Annotated in this window: 30 protein-coding genes; 13 read left to right on the forward strand and 17 right to left on the reverse strand. The window is 64.7% G+C overall.

Annotation, left to right across the window (positions count from 1 at the left end; all coding sequences use genetic code 11):
* Positions 1-35 precede the first annotated feature (35 nt).
* Together rraA and M2432_RS14960 are read right to left on the reverse strand one after the other, a co-directional pair.
* A complete protein-coding gene (gene rraA, locus M2432_RS14955) occupies positions 36-524 on the reverse strand; it encodes a ribonuclease E activity regulator RraA (RefSeq protein ID WP_280827601.1) in 489 nt (162 codons plus the stop codon).
* A 29-nt stretch (positions 525-553) separates the two neighbouring features.
* On the reverse strand, positions 554-1210 hold the full coding sequence (locus tag M2432_RS14960) for a DUF6474 family protein (protein ID WP_280827749.1): 657 nt from the start codon (positions 1208-1210) through the stop codon (positions 554-556).
* Between the two features lie 256 nt (positions 1211-1466).
* Between M2432_RS14960 and M2432_RS14965 the strand changes: the two genes are divergently transcribed.
* Entirely contained in the window at positions 1467-1958 is a 492-nt protein-coding gene (locus tag M2432_RS14965; protein WP_280827602.1) for a DUF955 domain-containing protein, read from the forward strand.
* On the forward strand, positions 1955-3118 hold the full coding sequence (locus tag M2432_RS14970; RefSeq protein ID WP_280827603.1) for a hypothetical protein: 1164 nt from the start codon (positions 1955-1957) through the stop codon (positions 3116-3118). The genes M2432_RS14965 and M2432_RS14970 overlap by 4 nt, the downstream gene beginning before the upstream one ends.
* An 18-nt stretch (positions 3119-3136) precedes the next feature.
* Here the strand turns inward: M2432_RS14970 and M2432_RS14975 are convergent, their stop codons facing one another.
* The 4 genes from M2432_RS14975 to M2432_RS14990 form a co-directional block, all read right to left on the reverse strand.
* Complete coding sequence (locus tag M2432_RS14975) at positions 3137-3535, reverse strand: transcriptional regulator (RefSeq protein ID WP_280827604.1); 399 nt, start codon at positions 3533-3535, stop codon at positions 3137-3139.
* Positions 3536-3923: 388 nt separating this feature from the next.
* Entirely contained in the window at positions 3924-4457 is a 534-nt protein-coding gene (locus M2432_RS14980; RefSeq protein ID WP_280827605.1) for a peptidase, read from the reverse strand.
* A gap of 166 nt (positions 4458-4623) precedes the next feature.
* On the reverse strand, positions 4624-5247 hold the full coding sequence (locus M2432_RS14985; RefSeq protein ID WP_280827606.1) for a superoxide dismutase: 624 nt from the start codon (positions 5245-5247) through the stop codon (positions 4624-4626).
* Between the two features lie 127 nt (positions 5248-5374).
* A complete protein-coding gene (locus M2432_RS14990) occupies positions 5375-5533 on the reverse strand; it encodes a hypothetical protein (protein ID WP_280827607.1) in 159 nt (52 codons plus the stop codon).
* A 390-nt stretch (positions 5534-5923) separates the two neighbouring features.
* Between M2432_RS14990 and M2432_RS14995 the strand changes: the two genes are divergently transcribed.
* The 3 genes from M2432_RS14995 (at position 5924) to M2432_RS15005 (ending at position 8169) form a co-directional block, all read left to right on the forward strand.
* Positions 5924-6274, forward strand: a complete 351-nt coding sequence (locus tag M2432_RS14995) for a rhodanese-like domain-containing protein (RefSeq protein ID WP_280827608.1) — start codon at positions 5924-5926, stop codon at positions 6272-6274.
* 106 nt (positions 6275-6380) lie between these two features.
* Positions 6381-7325 (forward strand): DUF4328 domain-containing protein, encoded by a 945-nt coding sequence (locus tag M2432_RS15000; RefSeq protein WP_280827609.1) that lies wholly within the window; start codon positions 6381-6383, stop codon positions 7323-7325.
* 4 nt (positions 7326-7329) lie between these two features.
* A complete protein-coding gene (locus M2432_RS15005; protein WP_280827610.1) occupies positions 7330-8169 on the forward strand; it encodes a glycerophosphodiester phosphodiesterase in 840 nt (279 codons plus the stop codon).
* Here the strand turns inward: M2432_RS15005 and M2432_RS15010 are convergent.
* The 3 genes from M2432_RS15010 to M2432_RS15020 all read right to left on the reverse strand — a co-directional run bounded on the left by M2432_RS15010 (position 8166) and on the right by M2432_RS15020 (position 10464).
* Complete coding sequence (locus M2432_RS15010) at positions 8166-8714, reverse strand: ferritin (RefSeq protein ID WP_280827611.1); 549 nt, start codon at positions 8712-8714, stop codon at positions 8166-8168. The two genes, M2432_RS15005 and M2432_RS15010, sit on opposite strands and share 4 nt — an antisense overlap.
* Before the next feature lie 169 nt (positions 8715-8883).
* Positions 8884-9636, reverse strand: coding sequence for a CPBP family intramembrane metalloprotease (locus M2432_RS15015; protein ID WP_280827612.1), 753 nt, complete (start codon positions 9634-9636; stop codon positions 8884-8886).
* Positions 9637-9663: 27 nt separating this feature from the next.
* Entirely contained in the window at positions 9664-10464 is an 801-nt protein-coding gene (locus tag M2432_RS15020; RefSeq protein ID WP_280827613.1) for a DUF2470 domain-containing protein, read from the reverse strand.
* Positions 10465-10590: 126 nt separating this feature from the next.
* On the opposite strand from M2432_RS15020, the gene pheA reads away from it, so the two are divergent.
* Complete coding sequence (gene pheA, locus M2432_RS15025; protein ID WP_280827614.1) at positions 10591-11505, forward strand: prephenate dehydratase; 915 nt, start codon at positions 10591-10593, stop codon at positions 11503-11505.
* A gap of 66 nt (positions 11506-11571) precedes the next feature.
* The gene (locus M2432_RS15030) at positions 11572-12240 is read left to right on the forward strand and encodes a histidine phosphatase family protein (RefSeq protein ID WP_280827615.1); all 669 of its coding nucleotides are present in this window, start codon (positions 11572-11574) and stop codon (positions 12238-12240) included.
* A gap of 7 nt (positions 12241-12247) precedes the next feature.
* Here M2432_RS15030 and M2432_RS15035 read toward each other — a convergent pair whose 3' ends face one another.
* Together M2432_RS15035 and M2432_RS15040 are read right to left on the reverse strand one after the other, a co-directional pair.
* Positions 12248-12598 carry a metallopeptidase family protein gene (locus M2432_RS15035; RefSeq protein WP_280827616.1) on the reverse strand — a complete coding sequence of 117 codons (351 nt, stop codon included), beginning with the start codon at positions 12596-12598 and terminating at the stop codon, positions 12248-12250.
* 6 nt (positions 12599-12604) lie between these two features.
* On the reverse strand, positions 12605-14044 hold the full coding sequence (locus M2432_RS15040) for a septum formation family protein (RefSeq protein WP_280827617.1): 1440 nt from the start codon (positions 14042-14044) through the stop codon (positions 12605-12607).
* A gap of 124 nt (positions 14045-14168) precedes the next feature.
* Here M2432_RS15040 and serS point away from each other — a divergent pair, with 124 nt between their 5' ends.
* Both serS and M2432_RS15050 read left to right on the forward strand, forming a co-directional pair.
* Positions 14169-15422 carry a serine--tRNA ligase gene (gene serS / locus M2432_RS15045; protein ID WP_280827618.1) on the forward strand — a complete coding sequence of 418 codons (1254 nt, stop codon included), beginning with the start codon at positions 14169-14171 and terminating at the stop codon, positions 15420-15422.
* On the forward strand, positions 15419-16228 hold the full coding sequence (locus M2432_RS15050; RefSeq protein WP_280827619.1) for a DUF5718 family protein: 810 nt from the start codon (positions 15419-15421) through the stop codon (positions 16226-16228). The genes serS and M2432_RS15050 overlap by 4 nt, the downstream gene beginning before the upstream one ends.
* A gap of 16 nt (positions 16229-16244) precedes the next feature.
* On the opposite strand, the gene M2432_RS15055 is transcribed toward M2432_RS15050, so the two are convergent.
* From M2432_RS15055 to M2432_RS15070, 4 genes are all read right to left on the reverse strand, one after another.
* Positions 16245-16868 carry a hypothetical protein gene (locus M2432_RS15055; protein WP_280827620.1) on the reverse strand — a complete coding sequence of 208 codons (624 nt, stop codon included), beginning with the start codon at positions 16866-16868 and terminating at the stop codon, positions 16245-16247.
* 88 nt (positions 16869-16956) lie between these two features.
* Positions 16957-17265: a hypothetical protein gene (locus tag M2432_RS15060; protein WP_280827750.1), complete on the reverse strand. Its 309-nt coding sequence runs from the start codon at positions 17263-17265 to the stop codon at positions 16957-16959.
* A 23-nt stretch (positions 17266-17288) separates the two neighbouring features.
* Positions 17289-18851, reverse strand: coding sequence for an MBL fold metallo-hydrolase (locus M2432_RS15065; protein ID WP_280827621.1), 1563 nt, complete (start codon positions 18849-18851; stop codon positions 17289-17291).
* A 37-nt stretch (positions 18852-18888) separates the two neighbouring features.
* Positions 18889-19566 carry an aminoglycoside 3'-phosphotransferase gene (locus M2432_RS15070; protein WP_280827622.1) on the reverse strand — a complete coding sequence of 226 codons (678 nt, stop codon included), beginning with the start codon at positions 19564-19566 and terminating at the stop codon, positions 18889-18891.
* 52 nt (positions 19567-19618) lie between these two features.
* On the opposite strand from M2432_RS15070, the gene M2432_RS15075 reads away from it, so the two are divergent.
* The 3 genes from M2432_RS15075 to M2432_RS15085 are packed head-to-tail and all read left to right on the forward strand — an operon-like array spanning position 19619 to position 21735.
* Positions 19619-20389 carry a lysophospholipid acyltransferase family protein gene (locus M2432_RS15075; RefSeq protein ID WP_280827623.1) on the forward strand — a complete coding sequence of 257 codons (771 nt, stop codon included), beginning with the start codon at positions 19619-19621 and terminating at the stop codon, positions 20387-20389.
* A gap of 3 nt (positions 20390-20392) precedes the next feature.
* The gene (locus M2432_RS15080) at positions 20393-20923 is read left to right on the forward strand and encodes a lysophospholipid acyltransferase family protein (protein ID WP_280827624.1); all 531 of its coding nucleotides are present in this window, start codon (positions 20393-20395) and stop codon (positions 20921-20923) included.
* Positions 20923-21735: an HAD family hydrolase gene (locus tag M2432_RS15085; RefSeq protein WP_280827625.1), complete on the forward strand. Its 813-nt coding sequence runs from the start codon at positions 20923-20925 to the stop codon at positions 21733-21735. The genes M2432_RS15080 and M2432_RS15085 overlap by 1 nt, the downstream gene beginning before the upstream one ends.
* Before the next feature lie 24 nt (positions 21736-21759).
* Here the strand turns inward: M2432_RS15085 and M2432_RS15090 are convergent, their stop codons facing one another.
* Both M2432_RS15090 and M2432_RS15095 read right to left on the reverse strand, forming a co-directional pair.
* Complete coding sequence (locus M2432_RS15090; protein WP_280827626.1) at positions 21760-23376, reverse strand: N-acetylmuramoyl-L-alanine amidase; 1617 nt, start codon at positions 23374-23376, stop codon at positions 21760-21762.
* Positions 23377-23537: 161 nt separating this feature from the next.
* The gene (locus M2432_RS15095; protein ID WP_280827627.1) at positions 23538-24482 is read right to left on the reverse strand and encodes a hypothetical protein; all 945 of its coding nucleotides are present in this window, start codon (positions 24480-24482) and stop codon (positions 23538-23540) included.
* A gap of 240 nt (positions 24483-24722) precedes the next feature.
* On the opposite strand from M2432_RS15095, the gene glf reads away from it, so the two are divergent.
* The gene (gene glf / locus M2432_RS15100; RefSeq protein WP_280827628.1) at positions 24723-25958 is read left to right on the forward strand and encodes a UDP-galactopyranose mutase; all 1236 of its coding nucleotides are present in this window, start codon (positions 24723-24725) and stop codon (positions 25956-25958) included.
* Positions 25959-25960 lie beyond the last annotated feature (2 nt).

Here is a 25960-nt window from a genome sequence, read left to right on the forward strand (position 1 = left end):
AGGTACCCCATATCGCGGTTGAGGGGCGCCGAGGCTTATCGCTCGCCTCCGGCGATGACGACGATCCCGTCCTCGTCGCAGTACGCGATATCGCCCGGGACGAAGACCACTCCGCCGAAGCTCACCTCGACGTCACGCTCGCCCTCGCCGGTCTTGGTGCCCTTGCGCGGATTGGTGCCCAGCGCCTTGATCCCGACATCGATAGTGCGCAAGGTAGCGGCGTCACGCACCGGTCCATTGACGATCACGCCGGCCCAGCCGTTCTCGTGGGCAAGGCCGGCGATGATGTCGCCGACCAACGCGGTATGCAGTGATCCGTCGCCGTCGACCACCAGCACGCCGCCGTCGCCGGGTGTGGACAAGATGGACTTCAGTAGGGCGTTGTCCTGGAAGCACTTCACCGTGGTGATCCGACCTGCGAACATGGTCCGGCTGCCGTAGTTCTGCAGCTGCAAGTCGCAACTACGCACGTCGGGGTAGATTTCGTCAACCAGATCGGCGGTGGCTCGCGGTTCGATGATCACCGTTCGATTATCGCAGCCTGCTCAGCTGCTCAAGCCACGCCCAATCGGGCCAGGACATCAGCGTCAATGCCATCGAGTTGGGTGCCGATGGAGTTATGCGCGGCCCTGCGCTGTGCTGCCGGCATGTTCTCGGCCGCAGTCACCGCCGCGGACAGGTCGGACAAGCGATCCGAGATGTTCGTGACGAACTGCTTGGTCTCGGGGTCCTTGGGGCTCTTCTGCGCCACCTGCTGCAGGGCATGCTCGGCACCGGCAATCCGCGCAGACAGCGCGCCGCCGGGCCCGGAGAACTGGCCGATCTGACTCAGCGGAACGCCCATCTTGTCGGCGCGGCGCTGATCGATGGCGCCGCGGGCGGAGATCGCGGCCCGGTAGACAACCGGTACGACGACCGGCGCGAGCAATCGCGATACCGTCAACCCACGGCGAATTCTGGTGGGCGACAGGAACTTACCTTCACGCGCCGTCTGCAGCTGAGCCTCGGCGATCTTGAGTGCCACCTTGTCGCCGTCCCGTTGGGCCTTGACGCTGGCTTTGTCGGCCTTCGTCTGCCGGCGCCCCTCGGCCTTGATCCGACGAGTCTCGTTACGCGCGGACAGGCGGGCCTCCAGCTTCGCTTTGGCCTTGATCGCCTTTGCTTCGGCGCGCCGGGTAGCCCGACTCTTTCGTGGCTTGAACAGGCCCATTCCGGTTGCCTCCCGGTCGTCGCGGCGCACGTGCACCATCTCGCCGAGATGGTCACGTCACCTTATCGCCCTGATCACCGGATCGGGCACGGGGCTGAGGCTGAATCGGCGGTCCGTTCAACGGTCTTCGACCGAGTCCCCAACCACTTACCTGCTCGTGCCCACAACAACGTCACTACCAGCGATTCTCGGGCCATGGTTGTGCAACAATCGTCTCGAATTGTGGCCACTGCAACCTCGGCGAAAGAGGGTCGGAATGCCTGCGAGTCGCCGCGTCACGCGCGCTGTCAACTCGGTGCTGGATCTGGCCCCGCGCCGCGGCGAAGTTTCTCTGGCCCGATTGGTCGAGGCCGTCAGCACCGATCGTGGTCGCCCCATCGAGGTGCAGATGGCCGACCTGCCGTCCGGCGTGTGTGGGCAATGGCGCCAGTACAACGATCGCGACGTGTTCCTGCTGCAAAAGGGCCTGCCGGCCGGAGACCGGACCCTCGCCCACGAATTGGGACACCTTGTGCTCGGACACAACGGCGTTTCGGTAGTCGACGCCGCACGCGACACCGTGGAACTGGCCAGTTCTGAACTGATCGGTTACATGCTCAACCAGCGGACGGGCTGCATGGGACCGGCCGGCGAAGAGGCCGAACAAGAAGCTGAAGACTTCGCGGCGCTGTTGATCTACCGGCTCGGCCGGCTTCCGTCGGACCGGTCCTCGATTGTTCAGGTGCGTCTCGGCGAGGCATTTGGTTGATCATCTGGGTAATCGCCGGTCTACTGGGGCTGGCGACCGGACTCCGTATCGGTTGGGCACTGGTCAACAAACAATCGTTGGTCAGCGCCGCGATGATCGTCGCACTCGGCAGCTTGGGACTGGTGGCCGCATTTAACTGGCAGCCGTTGACGCTATTGCTCGATACCTTGCTGCACTGGCCCAATGTATCCAGCGTGCTGAGCCAGGTCGCGCTCATCGCATGTGCCGCCGGCAGCTGCGTGATGATCACCTCGGCATCTTCGACTCGCAAGCCCGCGACGGTGCGTCGCATCGCAGTCATCCAGTACACGGTGGCGACCGTGATTGCCGCGGTGACCCTGGTGCTGTTCTTCCGTCAACCGCAGGTCCCTGAGATGGCACCCCAGGAATACCTTCGACAGACCTTGGGGACAGGCGGCAACGCGCTGTCGTGGCTGTTGCCGCTGCTGTACATCCTGCTGGCGCTGACGCTGGTTGCCTGGGCCGGCATGCGTAACTCCAATCGCACCCGACGCGGTCGCGCCCTGTTCGTATTCAGCGTGGGGATTGTGCTGATCCTTTTGGCCAGCGGGTTCTTCGCGTTGCGGGCCGTGGGAAACACCAGACTGGTCAGTGTGGGGGCGGCGGCGACATTGCTCGGCTGCGCGATGCTGGTGGTTGCCGGTGGATCACTGCTGCCCAGTGTCGAGGACTGGTTCGGAGCGCGGCGGGAGTTGCGTACGGTCGCTCCGCTGCTGAGCGAACTGAGCCGGCGACACCCGAACATAGGGATCGGTGTGCGTCCGCGTGGCCCGCTGCTGTTCCGCGTCGCTGAACAGATGTCACTGATATCGGATGCGCTGTACTTGGAAGCCACCGCGGCGGTCAAGGGCGCAGGCGGGGTGAGGACGTCGGACTCGCGTCTGGCCGAGGCGACACCCGACGAGCAGGCGGAACGGGTTGCGCGCTGGATTCATGCCGGGCGGGATCTTGCATCAGGCGTGGAGGATGCAGATTTCCCGGGGCCGAATTGGCTGCGGCAGCCGACTACGTACTCCGATCGCGAGTGGATCCTGGCGATCGCAGACAAGTACCGTCAGTTGGACCGAACAGCGTCCGAGTCGCAGGCTGAACGGCTCGGTGAGCGAGTTAACCAACCCACCCACCGCAAAAGCGGCTAGCTAAGAGAGCTAACTCGGCTAGCTGTCGAGGTTCTCTTTGCGACGCAGCTCGTCGGCCTTCTCAACGAGGTCCTGTTTCGCCTCCGGGGACAGGCCCACGGTGCGCGCCGCGATACGACGGATGCCCTCGTCCCGCATGCTGGCCAGCCAGGTGAGTTCCTTGTCGAGCTTCTCGTAGTACTCGTCATCGGTGAAGTAGGCCGACTTGATCCGGAAGAAGTTGGCAAGCGCCGCCATTGTCGCGACAGACGGGTTGGTCCGGTTGCCCGAACGCAGCTGAGACAGGTACGGAGCCGACATGGTGACGCCCTCGGCCTTCAAGGCGGCGATGGCCTCAGCAGAGGTGTGCGGACCGCGTCCTGGCGGGTAGACCGTGTCAAACAGCCGGTTCAGCCGGGCAGCGAACGTCATGCTCATCGAATATTCCTCCACGTAACGATATCTATTGGCAATTAATGTCAGTATTTGCTGATTATCCTAGCGAGTGTTGCGTCGGCAGCCAAGTGCAAACGGCATAAAAGTCCGGCGGACCCCGCTCTTTCTAGCAGGATGATGGTCCGAGCTGGGCTTCTGTAGCTCGGACAGGGTGCTAATCACGTGTCTGGCGAACCTTATTTTGACGGATACAGTATTTTGCCGGTCCGATGCCCTGCCTCGCGTCGGAGGCGCGTCCAGATTGGCTCTGTGTAGCAACTGTCTAGCGGGCCCATCAGCGTCGGATCACGCCTTTGCCCCACAGTACCGCCGACCTGCGATATCTGCGGCAGGCACGCCAAATACCGGTGACAGATCTGTGAAGTTGTTTTCACGCGGCGAGCAGCATGGCCAGAATCGCGGTGTCGGGGTGGCTGATGGGATCCACTCCGACGCGACTGACCATCGTGGTGATTGTTCCGTCAGCCTCGGCCTCCACCCACGCCGCGCGGTGGTCCAGGCCGAGGTGAGGCAGTCCCGGCAGTAAGAGGCAACCTGACGCGACACCCGCGCATTCGGGTAGGGACGGGGTCGTCTCGGCGGGAGGGTGCAGCATCAGCAACGCGGGCGGCTGATGTTCGGCGAAATATCCGGGCGGAACTGCGGACTCACCGACGACCGGCCCTTCGGCCAAGACAAGCCCGACAGTTCCCGGCTGAGGATGATCGGGAAGCTCTTCGCGTACCCCGAATATGGTCGTGGTGGGCAGCAGTCCAGGTAGTGAAGCCACTCGGACGGCGACTGTCAGCAGCTGTGCCCACTCCTTGGTCGAGTTGGGCCACCGGCCGGAGACCACAAAACCTTTCAGCGCGCCGCGGGAATGAAACGGTGCCACTGCCACGGCTGGGACGGATCCACTGTCCATAGTCGCCTCCGGTGCTCAACTCATTGCCGTGACACGGCGACGGGTCGATCAGCACAGGATGCGGCAGTGACGCGTTAGCACGCAATAGCACGCGAGTGCCAAAAGTGCCGAATGCGAAACGGGGTGCCGCGCAATCGCGCGACACCCCGTTTCGGGACAGCTGATGTCAGCCGAAGATCAGGCCGTTTGTCTTGGCCGTGGCGGCCGCGAAGCGGTTCTGTACGTCTTCCCAGTTGACGACGTTCCAGAATGCCTTGACGTAGTCCGCCTTGACGTTCTTGTACTGCAGATAGAAGGCGTGCTCCCACATGTCGACCTGGAGCAGCGGGATGATGCCCAGCGGCACGTTGGCCTGCTGGTCGTACAGCTGGAAGGTGAGCAGACGGCCACCGAGGCTGTCGTAGCCCAGCACTGCCCAACCGGAGCCCTGCAAGCCGTTGGCGGCGGCGGTGAACTGTGCGCGGAACTTGTCGAACGATCCGAACTGGTCGTCGACGGCGGCGGCCAGATCGCCCGTGGGCTTGTCGCCGCCGTTGGGGGACAGGTTCTTCCACCAGATGGAGTGGTTGACGTGCCCGCCCAAGTGGAAGGCCAGGTTCTTTTCGTTCAGGAAGATTGCAGCGTGGTCGTCGCCGGCCCGTGCTTCTTCGAGCTTGGCCACGGCGTCGTTCACGCCCTTGACATAGGCCGCGTGGTGCTTGCTGTGGTGGATCTCGTTGATCTGACCGGAGATGTGCGGCTCCAGGGCGCCGTAGTCGTAATCCAAGTCCGGCAGTGTGTACTCAGCCACAGGGTTCCTTCCTTAAGTGATCGCGTGCTGGATCGGGGCCTGGTGTGCGCGCCCGCATGTCCGAGACAACATTGCTCCATTGCAGTGCCCACCGCAAGGATGCCCGACTGCAGGAAGGCCCACGGGGCTACATCAGCACGATCAGCGCCAGGACGCCGAGCAGTACCAATGCGATGGCGCCGGCGCGGAACAACGACATCAACTGGTCGTGGGTGTGTTCGGAGAACGCCGAGTGCCACTCGGGTGACGATGCGGCCGACCCTGGCCGCAGCGGACGCGATGTCATCACATGCTCCCTGACCTGCATAGACGATCTCTGGTTCCCGATCCGGAGGTGACGTGAGGATTGTCACAGCCCCGTCTTGTGATGCCGATCATAACGGTTTGCCAAAGCGCCCGACACCGGGTCCCCAGCAACCGGCTGTAAGGACGTCGGACTAGAACGGCAGGGGGTATCCGTCCCATTTGCTCGCGCCCTCAGAAGGCCTGTTGATCGGGGTCGGTCACGGTACCCGAGTTATCCCCAGTAAATTTCGGAAGCGACCAGATTCTGCGGTTCAGGCACTACGACAGGCGTGTCGGCCCTGTGGATGAACCTGTGGAAATTGTGGATAGTTCGAGGATTGCTGTCGGGCGTGCTGCCACGGCCTGAACTGCAACGTGCCAGCATGTACTCATGGACGATGTCGATGTAACCCATGTCGAGGTAGCAGAGGTTCCGGAGGTGCTGGGCGGGCCCGGTGACTCCGGCAAGGCTGTGATCCTGCTAGATGTGCGTGAATCTGACGAGTGGGCACGTGGCCACGCGGCCGGGGCTCAGCACATTCCGCTGGGCGAGGTGCCTGCGCGGCACGGCGAAATCGACCCTGATGCAATGCTGTACGTCATCTGTCACGCCGGCGGCCGCTCGTTGAAAGCAGCCCAGTGGTTGGCGCGCAACGGGTATGAGCCCATCAACGTCTCCGGCGGCATGCTGGCCTGGGTCGGTGCCGGACGCGCCGTGGTCACCGACGCCGGCGGCGCCTGAGGGCCCGTAGGCTGGTGCGGTGATCCAGGTCTGTTCCCGCTGTGCGACGCGGTGGAATGTGCGCGATCGCCGGCGTGAATGGTGCCCACGCTGCGGCGGAGGGCTGTTGGCGCCGACCGCCGATGCCACGGGCGGGCAATTGACGGCCGCTCGGCGGCCGCAGCCGGCCGGGTATCGCTGGATCGCGGTCCGGCCCGGCCCGGCGCCTAAACCGCGTCGGCAGCCCCCGCAGCTGGGGCCGACGCCGCACTACAACCATGTGCCCCGCTGGGGTCTGATCGAGGAATTTCCCGATCAGCACTTCGATCAGGCGGAACCGGTCAACGGGCCGTCGGTGGAGCTGGTGCGCGGCTCCGTGCGAGTCGCGATGATCGCGCTTGGCGTGGCGGCGCTGTTGCACGTCGTGCGTTACGCCCTGCTACTGATCAACCGTTCCACGCTGCTGAACCGATGGGTGGCGCTGGCCGGCACCTGGTTGCCGGTGGTCGCCAGTGTTGTCGCACTGTTCTCGGTTCTGGCTGTTGCGGTGGTACTGACCAACTGGCTGATCGCCCGCCGAGCCGCCGACTACCTGCGGGCTGGGTCATCCGAACCGCGTCGGCGTTGGGTGCTTTGGCTGGGTTGCCTGCTCCCGGTGTTCAATCTGTTCCGGGCGCCGGTCTTCGTGATGGAGCTGGCCACTGTTGAGCAGCGGGCCCGCGTGCTGCGTCGACCGGTCACGATCTGGTGGTCGCTGTGGGCCGCCGCCACTCTTGCCGTCGCGTGGTCGGCATGGCTCATGCCTTACGACGATCCGCAGGGCATCGCCGACAGCACCGAGATGACCACCATCGCCTATCTGTTGGGCATGGGCGCACTGGCCGCGGTCGATCGGGTGTACCAGGTGTTCGAGAAGGTGCAGGGCGACGCGCCGGTGCAGCGCTGGCTGCCGATCAGTGACGAACGGGCCGTCAGCACGGATGACGCTGCAGCCGAACCGGTCCAGGAGACACAGACTTCCGCCGATTCGGTCGTTCCGGTTGAGGGCACGACGGAGGAACCGGCAGCATAGGCCTATGAGTCAGGACGGTTCGCACACCAATGATTGCCACCCGTTCGTGGTGGCGCATCGCGGTGCATCCGCTGAGCGTCCGGAACACACTCTGGCCGCCTACGAACTGGCGCTGAGTCAGGGGGCCGACGGGCTCGAATGCGACGTCCGCCTGACCCAGGACGGTTATCTGGTGTGCATGCACGACCGGAAGGTGGATCGCACCTCCAACGGTTCCGGGCTGGTCAGCGAGATGACCCTGGCGCAATTGCGGGAATTCGACTACGGCAGTTGGCATTCGAGCGCAGCGACGGGCAGCGGACAAGGCGACACCGGGCTGCTTACCCTTGACGAACTGATCCGACTGGTCTTGGACTGGAATCGCCCGGTGAAGCTGTTCATCGAGACCAAACACCCGGTGCGCTACGGCGCACTGGTGGAAAGCAAGGTGCTGGCGCTATTGCACCGGTACGGAATCGCAGCGCCGGCATCGGCGGATTTGGCGCGCGCAGTGGTGATCTCGTTCTCAGCGGCTGCGGTTTGGCGGATCCGACGGGCTGCTCCGATGCTTCCTACCGTGCTGCTCGGCGAGACGTCCCGGTACCTGGGCGGCAGCGCCGCCACCACGGTCGGGGCGACGGCAGTGGGCCCTTCCATTGCGACGCTGCGGGAGCACCCTGAACTCGTCGACCATGCCGCGGCGCACGGACGGGCGCTGTACTGCTGGACTGTCGACCATTACGAGGACGTGCAGTACTGCCGTGAATTGGAAGTGGCCTGGGTGGCGACGAACCACCCAGGCCGCACCAAGGACTGGTTGCAGAACGGACTGACCGGAGCGGGCCGGGACCAGCCGGATCGTTAGAGGTTGCCGCCGGCGGCTTCGGGGGCAGTCGGGTCCGCCACACCGGTGCGAGCGAGTTCGCGGGCCACGAAATCCTCGAGGTTGAACAGGTTGTCGCCGGCGCGGTCGGCGATACGCACCAGAGTGGTGGTCGTCGAGACCTCTTCGACCTGCTCTTTGAGGAACCACTGCATGAACTGTTCGCCGAGGTAGTCGCCCTCCTCGCGAGCGACGCTGGCAAGCCGGCTGATCTGCTCGGTGACGGCGCGCTCCTGGTTGAGTGCCATCTTCAGAGCGTCGGTCGGTGAGTCGAAGGTGTTGCGCACGGGATCGATCCCGGGGATTTCGACTTCGATGTCGCGGTCCAGCAAGTAGTGCACCAGCATCATGGCGTGATTGCGTTCTTCGACGGCCTGGGCATAGAAATGCTTGGCCAGCTGGGGAAGGTCTTCTCCGTCGAAGTAAACGGCAATTGCAATGTATTGCTGGGAGGCACTGAATTCGCTGCGAATCTGCTCCTGCAACAGCTGGTGAAATTTCGTTTCAAGGCGCGTTGCATCGGTCATGAATAGCACGATAGTGCAGGTCAGACGGCTTTGTCATGGAAGGACTACCTAACGCAGGAAAGCGTATCCTTACCCGATGTGACCGCCACAACATTGTTTAATGCGAATTGCTGATCGGTGATTCAGGTAAGGCTTGGCTATACCGAGTTGAATCTATTTTGTGTGGTACTCAGTGCAACCAGGTCAGGTGCTGGGCGGCCAGTGCGTACCCGACGAACGCCACGGCGTCGATTACCCCATGGGCGATGATCAGCGGCCACAACCGGCCGGTGCGCTGCCAGGTGTACCCGAACAGCAAGCCCATGGCGACGTTGCCCAAGCCGGCGCCGAAGCCCTGGTACAGGTGGTACGAGCCGCGCAGCAACGCCGAAAAGACCATGGTCTTGGCCGGCGTGAACTGCAGTTGCCGCAACCGCGTCTGGAGGTATGCGACCACGATGATCTCTTCGGCCCAAGCGTTGGCGAATGCCATGAGCACCAGAACCGGTATGCGCCACCAGGTGTCGCCCAAGGTGCTGGGCACCACAGTGACCCCGATACCCAATGCGCGTCCGGCGAAATAGAGACCGAGTCCCGGCAGTCCGATCAGCGCCGCCAACCCCAGTCCGCCCAGCATGTCCCGGCGCGGGTCGAGCCGTCCCAGGCCGACTGCCGCAGGCCGAAAGCCACTGCGCCACAGCAGATATAGACCAAGGCAGCCCCAGGCGACCAGGTGGAAGATCGGACTGAGGTTCAGTGCCAGGTCGACCAGATCGATCGGAGAGCGGCGTTCGTTGAGCGCTACCTTCCGGCCGGACAGGCCGAGGATCACAGCCTCGGCGAGGCTGACCACCGCGGTGTAGGCGGACAGCCCGAACGTCACCGCCAGCACAATGGCGACCTCGATTCGCAGGGTGCGGCGCTCCTGCTGCGGATCGGTCATCGCAGATACGGTAACCGGCGCGCGACCTCAGATGCGTCGGGCGCGCAGTCCGTTGAGGAACGGGCAGCCCATCAACACCCGGATGGCCCGGCTCAGGCCTGGGACGTCATCGACCGGTTTGAGGAACGGCAGCCGAACGTCGTGGTCGCCGTCTTCGCGCTCCACCCGTAGCTGCATGCCGTACCGGTCCAGACCCAGCGGGCGCACCCGGCCGTGCCGCAGCGTCATGGGCAGTCGGTTGGCGAGTCGGTCGACAACCTCCCGGTGCGCCGATTCCAGATGCTGTAGCCAGTGGGATTCCATTCCGCAGAACGGGTCGGGCTGTGCGCTGAGCAACGCACCGACGCCGACCGACTCGGCCCCGGTGGCGTCAGCCACCACCACGGATTCGATCTCCAGCCCGAGCAGGACGTATGGCGCATCGTCATCAGTGTCCGGTGCGTTGTTCACTTGCAGCAGAGCGGGATTGGGATTTTCGGTGGCGACGAGGTCAAGCAGTGCGGGCACCTGGGTGGCGGGCACATCGCGCAGTCGGCCCCGGAACCAGACCAGCGACCGCACCGGCTCGCGCAGCGGCAGCGGCGCCAGGTCGGTCAGTTCCAGCATCGCCGGGATGCCGCTGGCGCCTGACGCGACGACGCCGCCGGCCAGCATGCTGTCGGCTGGGACGGTGACGGCCAGTGAACCGTCGGGCAGCAGGTGGTGAACGGGCGTGGCGGTTGGCTCTACACCGTCTGCGGCAAGCATGGCGCCGCAGGATCGGGCGCAGGCGCTGCGGACGCGTTCCGCCGTGGTCGGTGCTGTGGTTGTTGTCGCGCTGGTGCTCATATGCCGCCTTCAGTTAGTGAGGTAAGCCTAAGTTAACTATCGATGGAAATCGGCGCAAGGGCTTCCTGCGCGGCACGCGCATACGACTGGCCCGTAACGGGCGGGATCAGCCGTTAGGGTGGCAGCGTGGCACGCATCGCCTACCTCGGTCCGCGGGGAACGTTCACCGAAGCGGCCCTGCTGCAGATGGCGGACGCTGTGCCCGGCGGGCCGGATGTTGAGGCCGTGTCGTATGACAGCGCCGGAGCGGCCCTGGAGGCGGTGCGCACCGGCGACGCGGATTTCGCCTGTGTGCCGATCGAGAACTCCATCGACGGATCGGTGCTGCCCACCATGGACAGCCTGGCGTCGGGCGCTTCGGTGCAGATCTACGCCGAGTGCACCCTGGACGTGGCATTCAGCATCGTGGTGCGGCCGGGCACGGATAAAGCAGACGTGTCGACGGTGGCGGCGTTCCCGGTTGCTGCTGCCCAGGTGCGGCAGTGGTTGGCGCACCAGCTGCCCGCAGCCACGATCGTGCCGGCGATATCCAATGCTGGTGCTGCACAAGAGGTTTCCGAAGGGCGTGCCGACGCCGGGGTCAGTACGGCACTTGCCGCGGAGCTTTGGGGTCTGGCCACCCTGGCTGAAGGTGTCGTCGACGAGCCCAATGCACGTACGCGCTTCGTGCTGGCCGGCCGGCCGGGGTCACCGCCGCCACGGACCGGTGCCGACCGCACGTCGGTGGTGCTGCGGCTGCGCAACGAACCTGGTGCGCTGGTTGCCGCGCTGACCGAGTTCGCGATTCGCGACATCGATCTCACCCGGATCGAATCTCGGCCCACCAGAACAGGATTGGGCACCTACATCTTCTTCCTCGATTGTGTCGGGCATGTCGAGGACGACTTGGTCGCCGAAGCGCTCAAAGCGTTGCACCGTCGCTCTGCCGAGGTGCGCTATCTGGGTTCCTGGCCGACCGGGGTCGCTGCCGGCGCAGTGCCGCCGGCGACAGACGAGAGCACCCGGTGGCTGACGGATTTGAGGGCGGGGGATCGCGCATGAGTGGGCAGCGAGGAGCGAAGGCGGATCGCGCATGAGTGGGCAGCGAGGAGCGAAGGCGGATCGCGCATGAGTGGACGTTTGGTTCTTGTGCGGCACGGACAGTCCGAAGCCAACGTCGGCAAGCAGATGGACACCCGGCCCCCGGGTACGCGGCTGACTGAACTCGGGCACCGCCAAGCTCGCGAGTTCGCAGCGGACTGGCAGCATCCGGTCGGACTGGTGTTGCACTCGGTGGCTGTGCGCGCCGTGCAGACCGCCACTGATATCGCGGACCGACTTGGTCTGGAACCGGTGGAAGCGTGGGGCATCCACGAGGTCCAGGTGGGCGACCTAGAAGGCCGCAGCGACCAGGCGGCTATCGATGAGTTCAACGCGGTATACCGCCAGTGGCAGCAGGGCGCAGTGGATGTGCCGATGCCGGGCGGCGAGAGCGGCGGTCAGGTTCTGGATCGATACCTGCCGGTGCTGTCGCAACTGCGGATGAGATATCTCGATGACCACGACTGGGTAAGCGATATCGCGGTGGTTAGTCATGGGGCGGCGATCCGTCTGGTTGCCGCACACCTGTCCGGCGTCGATGTCGACTTCGCGCTCGGGAACCATCTGGCCAACACGGGCTCCGTGGTACTGAGCCCGACCACCGATGGACGATGGAGTTGTGTGCAGTGGGGATCAATAACCCCGCCGTTCTATCCCGGACACGAAGTGCCGGGCATCACCGACCCGATGGGCTGAAACCCGCTCAGCCCCAGCCTAATTCGTGTAACCGCTTGTCGTCGATGCCGAAATGGTGGGCGATCTCGTGGATTACGGTGATCACCACTTCCTCGACGACGTCCTGTTCGGTGTCGCAGATGTCCAGCAGCGCATCGCGGTAGATGGTGATGGTGTCGGGCAACGCGCCCGAATACCAGGAGTCACGCTCAGTCAACGCGGTGCCCTCGTACAGGCCGAGGATGTCGGGCTCCTCCGGATGGCGAGCCTCTACCAGCACCACGACGTTGTCGATGGCTGCTGCAAGATCGGGCGGGATCAGGTCGAGGGCATCGGAGACCAGATCGTCGAACCGTTGCGCCGGCATCCGCACGGCCATCTCGGGTTACTGGCCCGGGGCCGGAGGTGCTATGGGCTCCGCCGGTCCAGGCGGAGCACCTGCAGGCGGACCACCGGCAGGCGGAGCGCCTGCCGGCGGAGCCACTCCGGGCGGTGGCGGCACGTCGTCGCCCGCAGGCGGTGGCGGTGCGCCGTCGCCCGGGGGAGGGCCGTTGAGGAATGTGTTGCCCTGCGGTGGCGGTCCGTTTTGGCCCGATGCCCCGCCCGGAAGGTGCTGGTTGCCCTGCGTGCTCTGCTGGCCGGATTGCGACGAGCCGGACGAGCTCGATGAGTTGGACGAGGAGCCCGAGGAGCTTGAAGAAGAGCCCGATGAGGAGCTCGACGAGTTGCTCGGCGGCTCGACCACCGGAATTGGCGACAGATTCAGGCGCTCATCGGGAATCGCCGGTGGCGCTGCCGGAGGCTGTCCGTTGACCAGTAGTTGGCCCTTGGCGCTGTTGACCAGTGTCGACCAGCCGCCGTTGCCGATGGCCGAACCGATGCTGCACGAGACCTGCCGGCTGCCGGCCGACCAGCTCGGCAGTGCGATGGAGCTGTAAATCGGTGTCAAGGTGGTGGTGCGCAGCTGTACCGGAGCCAGATACGCGTCGGTGATCTTGGTGCACTCGTCCTTGAGGTAGCCCAGCTGATCAGGTTCGGCGGGCAGAGCGTCGTGGTACTTGTCGGCGAGGTTGACCGCTCCGGTGACCTCCATCGAGTGCGGAGTGGAGCAGTCGACCGGGATGTCGGTGAGCTGATTGGTGGCCGGATCGATGCCCAGGCAGGTGCCGGCCGGCCAGACCTTCGACTGATCGACGTCAGCGACCCTGCCCTTGTACGGAAGTTGGTGGTTCTCGGGACCGAGAAGCTGCAGGCCGCACAACACGTGGCGCTCGCCCTTCTGCTTCCAGGTCTGTTCGCCGGGCATGACCAAGCTCACGCTGAACTTGCCGTTCGGGTCGAACCGCGGACCCAGGTACTGACGTGCGGCGTTCTGGCACTGTTCCTGCGCCATCTGGTGGGTCCGGGCCTCCGACGGCGGCGGCGCGTCATGGCCGTACTCGCTGCCGGGGAACGTCGACAAGTCCAGAGACTGGGCGACCTCGAATCGGTGCTCGTCCTTGCAGTCGACGATGCTGATCGATCCCGGGGAATTGGCCGGCCAGTTCAGGCAGTCACCGGGCTTTGCGCGGTCGAAAGTCTCGCTGACCCGCGCGGTATTGACCCGGTTGGTGTGCAGATTGAGTCCGGCGGGTCCTTCGAAGTTGCTGGGCGTTAACGTCAGGACGCCTGCGATGAGCAGACCACCGAGGGCAGCGAGCAGAAGCGTGCGCTGAGTCTTGGTGGCATGCAATCGTTGCCACCAAGGGGGTGTTTTCTTCGGCGGCTCCGATTGGGTGGTGAGGCCCGGTTCGACCGCCGTGGGTGCGTCCAACATCGCCTCCATTGTGACAGGCGTGTCGGGAGCTGTGACAAGTGTTGCAGCTATAATGTTATGTGGCTGTGCTCGGCGGCCGGTACATGTCGCCCCGAGATTCCAAGCCAGCGCCGCCGAAAGTAGTGTGACGGCCGTGATCGACCTCAAGTTGTTGCGCGAAGATCCTGACCGGGTGCGCGCGTCGCAACGGTCCCGTGGCGAAGACCCGGTCCTCGTCGACGCGTTGCTGGCGGCCGATGCGCAACGCCGTGCTGCCGTGTCCTCCGCTGACAATCTGCGCGCGGAGCAGAAAGCAGCCAGCAAGCAGGTGGGTGCGGCCGCGCCGGACGAGCGGCCGGCGTTGCTGGCCAAGGCCAAGGAGCTGGCCGAACAGGTCAAGGCCGCGGAAGCCCAGCAGGCCGAGGCGGAAAAGGACTTCACCGCAGCGCATATGGCGATCGGCAACGTCATCATCGACGGGGTGCCCGCCGGCGGCGAGAGCGACTTCCAGGTGCTCGACATTGTGGGGACACCCACTGAGATCGAGAACCCGCGCGACCACTTGGAACTCGGCGAAGCGCTCGGTGTGCTCGACATGGAGCGCGGTGCCAAGGTGTCCGGATCGCGCTTCTACTTCCTGACCGGGGTGGGCGCGCTGCTGCAGCTCGGCCTGCTGCAGCTGGCGGTGCGGCTGGCCACCGAGAACGGCTTCACCCTGATGATCCCGCCGGTCCTGGTGCGGCCAGAAGTGATGCGCGGCACCGGATTCCTGGGTGCGCACGCCGACGAGATCTACCGGCTCGAAGCCGACGACATGTATCTGGTCGGGACCTCGGAGGTGCCGCTTGCCGGCTACCACGCCGACGAGATTCTGGACCTGTCCGACGGCCCGCTGCGCTACGCCGGATGGTCGTCGTGCTTCCGCCGGGAGGCAGGCAGTTACGGCAAGGACACCCGCGGCATCATCCGGGTGCACCAGTTCGACAAGGTCGAGGCGTTCATCTACTGCAAGCCTGAGGACGCCGAGGCCGAGCATCAGAAGCTGCTCGGTTGGCAGCGCGAGATGCTGGCCGCCATCGAGGTGCCCTACCGTGTAATCGATGTTGCTGCAGGCGATCTGGGTTCCTCGGCAGCGCGCAAGTACGACTGTGAGGCGTGGGTGCCCACCCAGCGGGCCTACCGCGAGCTGACCTCGACGTCGAACTGCACCACGTTCCAGGCGCGCAGGCTGTCCACGCGGTACCGCGACGAGAACGGCAAGCCGCAGATCGCCGCGACACTGAACGGCACGTTGGCCACCACTCGCTGGCTGGTCGCAATCCTGGAGAATCACCAGCAGCCCGACGGCAGCGTCCGGGTGCCCGAGGCGCTGGTGCCCTACGTCGGAAAGTCGGTGCTGGTTCCATGATTTCACTTGATTTCGCCGAATTGCGTACCTGGTTCGGCTTCGGTGTGGCGGGCAACTTCGCCGGCCATCTCGAACAGGCCGGGGAGGCAGTCGATTTCGTCAACGTGAAGTCCGATGGGGTTGCCCCCAAAGGGATTTTTCCGTGGTATGCGCCGGGTAACGACACCTTCCTGGGTGAGTTCCCGTTGTCGTCGGACACCGTGCAGCTGCCGGTCAGTGACACGCCGCTGAACCTGCAGATCGAACCTGAGGTCGCATTGGCTTGCGAGGTCTCGTGGTCCGGGGACCGGGTCGTCGGGCTGCAGCCGTTTGCGCTCGGGGCATTCAACGATTGCTCGATCCGGCGGCCGAATGCACCCAAGATCAGTCATAAGAAGAATTGGGGCCCGGCATCCAAAGGTGTTGCGGCGAAGTTCTTCCCGATCAGTGACCTGTCGGCCGACGGACCGACGGCAACGCTGCGGCTGGCCTGCTTCCTGGACGACGGCAGCGGCGTAGAGCAGGCATACGGCATGGACAGCGCACTGCTGGGCTACTCGTATTACGGCCAGCAGCTGCTGGACTGGATCGTCGACCGGCTGGCGAACCAAAAAGGTTCCGCTGATACGCCTTTGGAGGACGTCGGCGCACTGATGGTGGCCAGTGGGCATCCGTCGCATCTGTTGGTCGGCATTGGCTCCACGCGCTATACCGAGCTGGGTGAATCGACTTACCTCAAGCCGGGAGATCAGTCCATCGTGCGGGTGTATGACACCGCGTCATCGGCGGTGTCCGAATTGCGGCAGACGGTACGGGCTGCGGGTTAGCCGCGCTTGCACCGACTTACGGCGCCGGCTCCGCGCCGCACTGGGCAAGCGTCGGCGTGGAGAACGTGACGGATCCGACGCCGCCCAGCGTCATCCCGTTGTCGGCGAGCGTCATAGCCGTTGAATACCGGCAGGTTTGAATTCCGGTCAGTCCGGTGAGGAATTGGACGTCGTAGGTGTAGATGAAGGCACGCACGAGTTGATTTGCGTCCCAAGGCACATCCAGTGCGAAGCCCAGCGACGACCCTGACCTGGCATTGAGTATGCGTGGACCCACTTCACCGATGCCGGGAGTGAGGTTGAACGGTCTGCCGTCAGGCTTGGTGCCCGCCACGCTGACGCTGGTGATCCGATATCCGGTGGACCCGGACGGGACGCCCTGACCCCTTCGGATGTTGGTGCTGAACAGGATTGAGTAGTTGGTGCCACCCACAATCGCTGTCGTACTGAAGCTCGTCGCGGTGAACTGCTGCGGAAGCTGAGCTGCGCAGTTGCCGACCATGCCGGATGGATCGCTGCATTCCGAGGGAGCCGCCAAAGCCACTGGTACAACCATCGCAGCACCGACGGCAGGCACGGACAGAGCGGCCCCGCGGATGAATCTGCGGCGGGAGAGTGCACGCGCTGAACTGATGGTCATTGGACGTCCTCCTCGTTGGCTCGTACCCCGACCCGCTGTACCGAACTTACAACGATGACCACGCCATCGCGGGAATTCCAAGCCGGACTTACTCCCGGCCCGCCAACAACTCGTCCAGCACCCGCACGAACTCACCGGGCCGTTGCGGGGTAAAAGCCGGCGACGGGGTGCCGTCTTCGACATCCAGCACCACCAACGTCGACTTGATCGGCCGCCAGATGTCCAGCGGCATCCAATGCGCCGGGTTGGTGCTGCCCCAGATGCGGAACCGCTCCAGGAACAGCCCCAGCGGTTCGGACCGGTAACCGCGCACCGAGCGTAGCGGAATGATCTTCGACGTCCCGGAGGGAAAGTGGTAGCGCCGCAAGGTGATCGCCTCGCGGTCCAACTGGATCATGCCATCGTCGTACTGTGGACCTCTCACAATTTGGTGCTCCGCAGTTCATGACCCTTGGACGTCAAGCAGCGTCCGTTCTCCAGATTCCATTGCCAGCCATGCAGATTGCAGGTCAGCGTGGTGCCCTCGACCACGCCGAACTTCGACAGGTCGGCCTTCAGGTGCGGGCAGCGGCGCTGAATCTCATAGCCGTCCAGTTCGATTGACGCCGATGTGTCGTGCGCCTCGGCGAACCAGCCGTCTGCATAGGCGATGCGCTCATCGGTCAGGCACTTGAAGAACGTGTACAGGTACTCGTTGTAACCGCCGACCCGCCAGGCCTCGAACCGGGTGGACAGGAAGATGGTGTTCACCCAGTCGGGCTCGTCGTCGCGCAGCACGGTGCGTACCAATTCCGGCGCGATACCGAATCCGTAGCGGAACTTCTCATCTGGAATCGCCGAGCGCACAATACGTTTCGGGAAGTCCAGTACCACGGTCTCTGAATTTTTCCCGCTGCCGATCCTCAACTCCACCGGGTATCCGATGCCGTCGCAGATCTGGTCGCTCTGCGCCATGATCGGTTCGAACTTGGCGCGCAACGGCTCCAGCAGTGAATCACCGGAAGCTGGTGCCCACGAGGCTTTTTCAGCGGCAAGCACCGGCGCCATTCGCTGCGCGTACGCCTCGATGTATGCAGCTTTACCCGTGGTGAAGATCGCTTCGGCTTCGGTCTCCGAGACTGGGTGCTGCAGCGAGTCCAGCGAGGACCCGCTGAAGGCGGCGACCGTTCCCGGGATCATCAGCAATCCGCCATCGTGGCCATGCTGGCGCAGCTGGTCCAGGAACACCATCTGGTCGGGGAAGATGTTCGCCGGATCGTCGTGATCGTCGTTGAGCCAACGCAATTCGTCGTCCAGGAAGCACGGCGGCCCGGCCGACGGCACCACCCAGGTGGCCCCCACCTGCGCGATGTACTGGCGGCATCGGTCCATCTGGCGCTGCCGTTTCTGGGTGCCGAACGCCTCTTTGGCTCGGGCCGGCATGTCGTAGACCATCGGGTACCAGATGGCCCCCGAGTACTGCAGCATGTGTACGTCGACATGCCCGAACTCGGTCGCCAGCATGTCCAGATCGATCGGCCGGGCGTCGTTCATGTTGAAAGCGACAGTCTCGCCGTCCGATAGCACCAGGCCGGAGTCGCCGATCGGACCGTCGGCCGGCGCCCGCAACGCGATGATCATCACGTCAAGGTCGCCCTTGGGCCCGCTGACGGTGTGTTTGACCGAATCGGTGGTCTCGAAGAACTTGTGGAAGCCCAGCGCCTCCAGTTCACGGCGAAGGTCCGGAACCGGGAAGTCCGGCAGCAGCACCGTCGCGTCTTTGTTCACATGCGCGCGCAGGTGCTCGGGGTCGAAGTGATCCTTGTGCAGGTGGCTGACATAGAGGTAGTCACAGTCGCCGAGGGCATCCCAGTCCAGTTGGCTGTTGTCCGGGAACGGAAACCACGACGCGAAGTAGGCCGGGTTCACCCACGGGTCGCACAGAATGCTGCCCGCCGCGGTGTCGATCCGGAATCCGGCGTGTCCGACGCTTGTGACCTGCACAAATACCCCTAATTGCAATGTTGGCTCGCGAGCGAGTCTAGCCGGATTCCGGCGCGTCCCAGAGTGAGCGGTAGTAGGCGATGCGCTCGTCGTCCCGGGCGACCCCGTACGCGTCGAGCAACGCGGCCTCGTAGTTCCCGGGATAGTTCCAGTCCAGCGACATGGTCGCGATGGCCAGGTCCGCCCAGCGGTCGGCGATTCCGAGATCGCCCAAATCCACGTGCCCGACGAACTGCCCGGCGTCGTTCATCAGGGTGTTGGGCGCGCAGGCGTCACCGTGACAGACGACCAACCGGTCCGGCACCGGACCCGGCGTCACCCAGGACGGTGGCCCGAACGGGCAGCCCGCCACCGGCAGTGCATCGTGCATGATTCGCAGGCCGGTGCCGATCGCCCGCGCTGCGGTCTCGGGATCGGCACGCCACAGCGGATCGACGGCGGAACGGCCCCGCAGCCCGGCGGTGCGCAACCAACCGGGCCCCTCATCAAGTACGCGCGGAGCGGAGACGAACAGACCGGCCCAGCGCAACCGCACCGACTCCGCGGTCAGCAGCGCCGCGTGTTCGGCCGGATAGGTTTTGACGAACTCAGCGCCCGCGCCGATCGAGAACGTCACACCGCCCAACTCGTTGACCCACACTGGAGTCACTGTGCGGCCGTCGGCCTGCGAGGTAACCACGTCAGGGATCGGCATCGGTCCGTCGGGAAATGTCACCTCGACGACCTTTCCACGCAGTGTGCCGGTGGGCGGCACTAGGCTGACCGATGTGGAACCGGTATACGGCACCGTCATCGTGGCCGCGCGCACTCTCTGGCGACTGCAGGGTCTGAAGTTCACCGTCGAAGGTGTGGAAAACCTGCCGATCACCGGGGGCGCCGTGATCGCCATCAATCACACGGGTTACCTCGACTTCACGTTTGCCGGAAGGCCCGCGCTGATGCAGGGGCGGGGCCGCAAGGTCCGCTTCATGGCCAAGAAGGAGACGTTCGACAACAAGATCACCGGCCCCATCATGCGGGGCTGTCGGCACATCTCGGTGGACCGCGGAAGTGGTGGCGAATCGTTCGTCGAGGCCGTCGAGGCACTCAAGGCGGGCGAGTTGGTGGGGGTGTATCCGGAGGCGACCATCAGTCGCAGCTTCGAGATCAAGCAGTTCAAGTCCGGCGCCGCTCGCATGGCGATCGAGGCGGACGTCCCGATCGTCCCGCACATCATCTGGGGTGCTCAGCGGATCTGGACCAAGGGCCATCCGAAACACCTCGGGCGCACCAAGGTGCCCATCGCGATCAAGGTCGGGGAGCCGATCTACCCGACTCTGCCCGCAGCCGAGTTGACTGCGCTGCTGCACGCCCGCATGCAGCACCTGCTTGCTGAGGTCGAGGACGCGTACGGGCCGTATCCGCCCGGCGAATACTGGGTGCCGCACCGGTTGGGCGGCTCGGCGCCGACGCTGGCCGAGGCCGATCAGATGGACCTTGAGGACGCCCGACAGAAGGCAGAGCTCCGCGCGCGGGAGGCCGAAGGGCAGCCGGAGTAGCCGATGGAACCGGTTTACCGCAGCCTGGAGATTGCGGCCAAGACAGCAGTTGCCGTCACCGGCGCACACATCACTTACCAAGGGCTGGAACATATTCCGTCGACCGGTGGAGCTGTGATCGCAATCAATCACACCGGCTACGTGGACTTTCCGGAGGCGACCATCAGTCGCAGCTTCGAACTAAAGGACTTCAAGACCGGAGTGGCGCGGATGGCGCTGGACGCAGACGTGCCGATCATTCCGGTGATTGTCTGGGGCGTGCACCGATTTTGGACCAAAGATCATCCGAAAGACCTGGGGCGCAACAAGTTTCCCGTAAATGTCCGGATTGGTGCGCCTTTGCCGCCGGTCGGTACCGTCGATGAGGTGATGGCCGTGCTGCGCGACACCATGACCGCGCAACTGCATGCGATGCAGGATGCCTACCGGCACCCGGCGGGTGAGTACTGGGTGCCCCGCCGGTTGGGCGGCGGAGCGCCGACAGAGGCCGCGGCGCTGGACCAGGCCGAGTTCGCCCGACGGGAGGTCCGGTAGTGCTGCCCGCTCTGATCGCCACCGATATCGACGGCACACTGCTCGACGACGGGGAGAATGTGACGCCGCGGACCCGCGCTGCCGTACATACCGCGGTCCGTGACGGCGCCGGGTTCGTGCTGGCCACCGGACGACCGCCGCGGTGGATACCTCCGGTGGTTGATGCCCTTGGGATGGCGCCGCTGGCGGTGTGTGCCAACGGCGCGGTCATCTACGACGCCGCAACCGACCGGATTGTGTCGGCACACACTCTGGCTCCTGATGCGCTGGCCGAACTCGCCGAAATCGCCAGGCGGGTCATACCTGGAGTGGGGTTGGCCGTCGAGCGAGTGGGCCGCAGCGCATTAGACGAGTCGATACCGCAGTTCGCCAGTTCCCCGGGCTATGAGCACGCCTGGCACAACCCGGACAACACGGAGGTGTCGGTCGAAGACATGCTCAGCGTGCCGGCGGTGAAGCTGTTGATCCGTAAGGCCGGTGCCCGTAGTTCGGACATGGCCGCAGCGTTGGCCCCGCACGTAGGGCTGACCGGTGACCTCACCTACTCGACCAACAACGGCCTGATCGAAGTGTTGCCGCTGGGTCTGAGCAAGGCCACCGGCGTTGCGGAAATTATTGCCCCGCTGGGGATTACCGCCGATGACGTGGTGGCTTTCGGTGATATGCCCAACGATGTGCCGATGTTGGCCTGGGCCGGGTTGGGCGTGGCGATGGGACATGCGCACCCCGAGGCGTTGGCCGCCGCCGATGAGGTCACCACTGGCAACAACGACGACGGGGTGGCCCGGGTGCTCGAACGCTGGTGGCTGTAGTTGGGTAACGAGTAGCCCTGAGCGTCAGCGCACGTCGATCCGGCGGAACCGCTCCAGTTGCACCGGCTCGTTCTTGGTCGGCGGTGGAAGTTCTAGCGGCACACCGTCGATGACTCGGGTGACGGTGCCCTTTTCACGATCGAAGTTCAGGGTGCCGTGCTGGAAGTTCTGCACGACCCACAGCGGCTCCTGGATTTCCCCGCTGGTTGGCAGGCCCAGCGCTCCGCGCTCGAAACCCAGTGTGCCCCAGGCGTCGTAGAGCGCACCGGTCAGCGGCTGGGCGCCGGTGGCCGGGGACCAGTACATGGCGCCGTGTTCGAATGTCGCGTACCGGGTGCCACCGTAGGCGGATGCTTCCGGTGAGGTCGGCACACCCAGGGCGCCGGTGGCTGCGCCCATGGCTTGCCACCTGTCGTAGATAACCCCGCCGCGCAGCATCTCGGTAGCGCTCAAGGTTCCGGGCGCGGCATTGAAAGATGCTGCGATGTCCCGTAATTCGCCCATCGCGGCATAGGCTGCGTTGCCTGGGCAGTCGGTGTTCCCGACGTCGCGGTGGGTGAAGATGGTGGGCAGGGTGGGGGTGGCGCCGGTGGGGAAGTGGGTGAATTCACCGCCGGTCGAGGTCAGTGTCACGTTGCCAAGGGGGTTGACGTGGTCCAGGCTGAGCCGCCAACCGATCAGTCGTCCGATGGTGCGCAACTGGATGGGCGTGGGTGGGACGGTATCGAAATCGCCCAGCATGGCTACGCCGAAGGTGTTGACGTTGAAGCCACCGGTGTGCGAACCCTCGACCGGTTTCGTCATGCCGCCGAAGCGCCCCTCGAAAACCTGCCCGTACTTGTCCACCAGCGCGTTGTAAGCGATGTCGCACCAACCCAATTCGCGGGTGTGGTACTCGTAAATCGATCGCACGATACCGGCTGAATCCTCGGGGGTGTATTCATTGCTGCCGGCGGTGTGGTGCACCACGGCGGCGCGAACTCCTCGGTCGTACACCGGGTTCCCGCAGCGCATGCCTTCGTTTGCGCCCCACTGGGCTCGGCTGATGATGTTCGGTGGCTGGTTGGGCGCAGCAACCGCGGCGGGTGGCTGCCACTGCATGTCCGCGGGTGCCTGCGGTGGACTGATCAGCACCGCCTTGAGGCTCGGGCCAAGGGGCTTTTCTGAATCGACCGGTCGATAACCGAGTCCGGGGCCGGACGGCTTGTCAGGGCCGGACGGTATCGGAGCTGCCCCGGCGGGGCGGGTCACCGAGATCTGCACGGTGTTGGTGCGACCGACGAACACGGGTTCGGTGCCGTGGGTGGTGCTGTGTGGATCGCCAACTCCGTCGGGCGCTTCGACCGAATACCAAGGGCCCCAGGAACCGTCGGCCCGTTTGGCGCGAACTTGTGCCGAGGTGCCGTCGAAGTCAGACGCGGTGAGCGCCACCAGTGAAAACGGAGTGTTCTGGTGGATTTCTCGGACCGTAACCCCGCCGGCGACGCCGGCCAGCGGTTTCTCGTTGAATTGCGGCGCGGTCGACGCGGGGGCCGGATCGTGTGTCTCATTGATGATCGCGTGAGTCGCCAACGGCAGCACCAGGGCTGTCGCCGCCACGGCGGACAGCAGTATCGGCGGTGCGGGGCGACGAGGTGGCACGGCCCGATGTTACGTATGTGTCAGGTGTTACCAGTGTTTCGACACGGGCTAATTGCCTGTTGATCTGCCGTCAACCTGCAACGGCACCGCAGAGCCTCTTCAGAGTTGGCTTCTGCGGTGCCGTTTTGGTTGCAGGACTCAGCGGTTATTTCAGGTCGGGGTCAGGCAACCGGTGCGGCGAGCGGGGCCGCCGCTGCTGCCGCGGCCGGAGCTGCCGCTGCCGCCGGGGCTGCCGCTGCCGGGACTGCTGCGCCACCGGACTTCACTGCGGACATGATGGCCGGCATGACCATCCCCTTGAGCAGGTCGATGGCCTGGGTGGCACCGAGCTGATTGGCCACGTTGGTCAGATCGCTGACCAAGCCGCCGCCCCCGCTGCTGCCGCCGAGGCCCTGACCGCCGCCAAGACCGGCCGACGGGTCACCCAGGATCGGGTAGGTGCCAGCGGGTGAACCGCCCAGCCCCTGGCCGGCGCCGAGACCCAGACTTGCGTTGGGGTCCGTCATCGGCATGTCAGCGCCGCCCAGACCGGCCGGGCTCAGGCCGGTGCCGACCGGAGGCGTGCTCAGACCTGGCGAGGTCAGCCCGGCCGGGCTCGTGCCGGGTGTGCTCAGGCCGGGAGCCGTCATTCCGGGAGCGGTAACCCCGGGCGTCGACGGCGTGGTCAGGCCGCCTGTGCTCGGCAGTCCGGCCGCAGGGGTCAACCCAGGTGAGGTCAGACCCGGCGAGGTCAGCCCGGGCGAAGTGAGGCCAGGCGAGGTCAGGCCCGGTGCCGTCGGGGTCAGAGCGTTCGGCGCGGTCAGGCCGCCCGGTGCGGTCAGGCCCGCGCTCGGCATGCCCGCCAGTGGGTTGGGGGAGCTCTGAGATGCGCCACCCATGATGTTCGGCAGGTTGACCCCGAACTGGGACAGTCCCTGGGACAGCGCGGACATCACTTCGTTGGGCAGGTCAGTGACCAGGGCAGCCCGGACGAATTCCCGGTGTTGTGGTGCGGGATCGGCCGGGGTGGTTTCGGCGACCGCCACGAGTGCGATCGGACTTGCGACGGCCACTGCGGCGACTGCGCTCATGGCTGTCGAGAGCTTGCGTCGACGTCGATTCGGCACGGAAGTCTCCTCAATATCTACGAACGGTGTGGCATGACTGCTCACGCGTTTTGATGTAGGTGACGGCATCTCGACTGGCGGCCAAGTCGTCAAATCACCGACGCAATCGATGGTACGGCTGTGACTACTGAGACCGGAGTGGCGATGCAGAATCGTGAGCGAATTGCGATCTGCGGGGGCGAAACGGGCCAACCGGGTGTTTTCAGGGCGCGCGGCCCTCGTCGGATACCCTGAGTGCCGATGACCTCCCCTGATCCCCGGGGCGCCGGGACACAATCCTCTGGCCCCTATGACCTGATTGTCGTCGGCTCCGGATTCTTCGGCCTGACGATCGCCGAGCGGGTAGCCACTCAACTGGGCAAACGAGTCCTGGTCGTTGAGCGGCGCGCACACATCGGCGGCAACGCCTACTCCGAACCCGAGCCGCAGACTGGCATCGAAGTGCACAAGTATGGTGCACATCTGTTCCATACATCCAATCAGCGGGTGTGGGACTACGTGCGCCAGTTCACCGACTTCACCAACTACCAGCACCGCGTCTTCGCGCTGTACGACGGGCAGGCCTACCAGTTCCCCATGGGACTAGGTCTGGTCTCGCAGTTCTTCGGTAAATACTTCACCCCGGACGAGGCCAAGGCGCTGATTGCCGAGCAAGCTGCCGAGATCAACACCGAAGACGCCCAGAACCTCGAAGAGAAGGCCATCTCGCTGATCGGCCGGCCGCTGTACGAGGCCTTCGTCAAGGGCTACACCGCTAAGCAGTGGCAGACCGACCCGCGCGAGCTGCCGGCCTCCACCATCAGCCGGCTTCCGGTGCGCTACAACTTCGACAACCGCTATTTCAATGACGCCTACGAGGGTCTGCCGGTTGAGGGATACACCGCCTGGCTGCAGAACATGGCAGCCGATGACCGCATCGAGGTGCGGCTGAACACCGACTGGTTCGACGTCCGCAATGGCCTGCGCGCTGAATCGCCGACTGCGCCGGTCGTCTACACCGGGCCAGTAGACCGCTACTTCGACTACTCCGAGGGGCGATTGGGTTGGCGCACCCTCGATTTCGAGGTTGAGGTATTGCCAACCGGTGACTTCCAGGGTACTCCGGTGATGAATTACAACGACCCGGACGTACCGTTCACGCGAATCCACGAGTTCCGGCACTTTCATCCCGAGCGGAAGTATCCGACCGACAAGACCGTCATCATGCGGGAGTTCTCGCGGTTCGCCGACGCCGACGATGAGCCGTATTACCCGATCAACACCGACACCGACCGCGCGATCCTGGCTGCGTACCGGGCGCGTGCCAAGTCGGAGACCGAAGAAAACCGAGTGCTGTTCGGGGGCCGTTTGGGCACCTACCAGTACCTCGACATGCACATGGCCATCGCCAGTGCGCTGAACATGTACGACAACGTCCTGACGCCGCATCTGCGCGACGGCGCGGCACTCGGCGACGCCGGTACAGAAAGTAGCTGACC

Source organism: Mycobacterium sp. OTB74 (assembly GCF_029892685.1).
Classification (GTDB): Bacteria; Actinomycetota; Actinomycetes; order Mycobacteriales; family Mycobacteriaceae; genus Mycobacterium.

Excerpts from the sequence above, each read along its gene's own strand:
- M2432_RS14960 (WP_280827749.1), bottom strand. The coding sequence starts at position 1,210 with ATGGGCCTGTTCAAGCCACGAAAGAGTCGGGCTACCCGGCGCGCCGAA.
- M2432_RS14965 (WP_280827602.1), top strand. The coding sequence starts at position 1,467 with ATGCCTGCGAGTCGCCGCGTCACGCGCGCTGTCAACTCGGTGCTGGAT.
- M2432_RS14975 (WP_280827604.1), bottom strand. The coding sequence starts at position 3,535 with ATGAGCATGACGTTCGCTGCCCGGCTGAACCGGCTGTTTGACACGGTC.
- M2432_RS14980 (WP_280827605.1), bottom strand. The coding sequence starts at position 4,457 with ATGGACAGTGGATCCGTCCCAGCCGTGGCAGTGGCACCGTTTCATTCC.
- M2432_RS14990 (WP_280827607.1), bottom strand. The coding sequence starts at position 5,533 with ATGACATCGCGTCCGCTGCGGCCAGGGTCGGCCGCATCGTCACCCGAG.
- M2432_RS14995 (WP_280827608.1), top strand. The coding sequence starts at position 5,924 with ATGGACGATGTCGATGTAACCCATGTCGAGGTAGCAGAGGTTCCGGAG.
- M2432_RS15005 (WP_280827610.1), top strand. The coding sequence starts at position 7,330 with ATGAGTCAGGACGGTTCGCACACCAATGATTGCCACCCGTTCGTGGTG.
- M2432_RS15010 (WP_280827611.1), bottom strand. The coding sequence starts at position 8,714 with ATGACCGATGCAACGCGCCTTGAAACGAAATTTCACCAGCTGTTGCAG.
- M2432_RS15015 (WP_280827612.1), bottom strand. The coding sequence starts at position 9,636 with ATGACCGATCCGCAGCAGGAGCGCCGCACCCTGCGAATCGAGGTCGCC.
- M2432_RS15020 (WP_280827613.1), bottom strand. The coding sequence starts at position 10,464 with ATGAGCACCAGCGCGACAACAACCACAGCACCGACCACGGCGGAACGC.
- M2432_RS15030 (WP_280827615.1), top strand. The coding sequence starts at position 11,572 with ATGAGTGGACGTTTGGTTCTTGTGCGGCACGGACAGTCCGAAGCCAAC.
- M2432_RS15035 (WP_280827616.1), bottom strand. The coding sequence starts at position 12,598 with ATGGCCGTGCGGATGCCGGCGCAACGGTTCGACGATCTGGTCTCCGAT.
- M2432_RS15040 (WP_280827617.1), bottom strand. The coding sequence starts at position 14,044 with ATGGAGGCGATGTTGGACGCACCCACGGCGGTCGAACCGGGCCTCACC.
- M2432_RS15050 (WP_280827619.1), top strand. The coding sequence starts at position 15,419 with ATGATTTCACTTGATTTCGCCGAATTGCGTACCTGGTTCGGCTTCGGT.
- M2432_RS15055 (WP_280827620.1), bottom strand. The coding sequence starts at position 16,868 with ATGACCATCAGTTCAGCGCGTGCACTCTCCCGCCGCAGATTCATCCGC.
- M2432_RS15060 (WP_280827750.1), bottom strand. The coding sequence starts at position 17,265 with ATGATCCAGTTGGACCGCGAGGCGATCACCTTGCGGCGCTACCACTTT.
- M2432_RS15080 (WP_280827624.1), top strand. The coding sequence starts at position 20,393 with ATGGAACCGGTTTACCGCAGCCTGGAGATTGCGGCCAAGACAGCAGTT.
- glf (WP_280827628.1), top strand. The coding sequence starts at position 24,723 with ATGACCTCCCCTGATCCCCGGGGCGCCGGGACACAATCCTCTGGCCCC.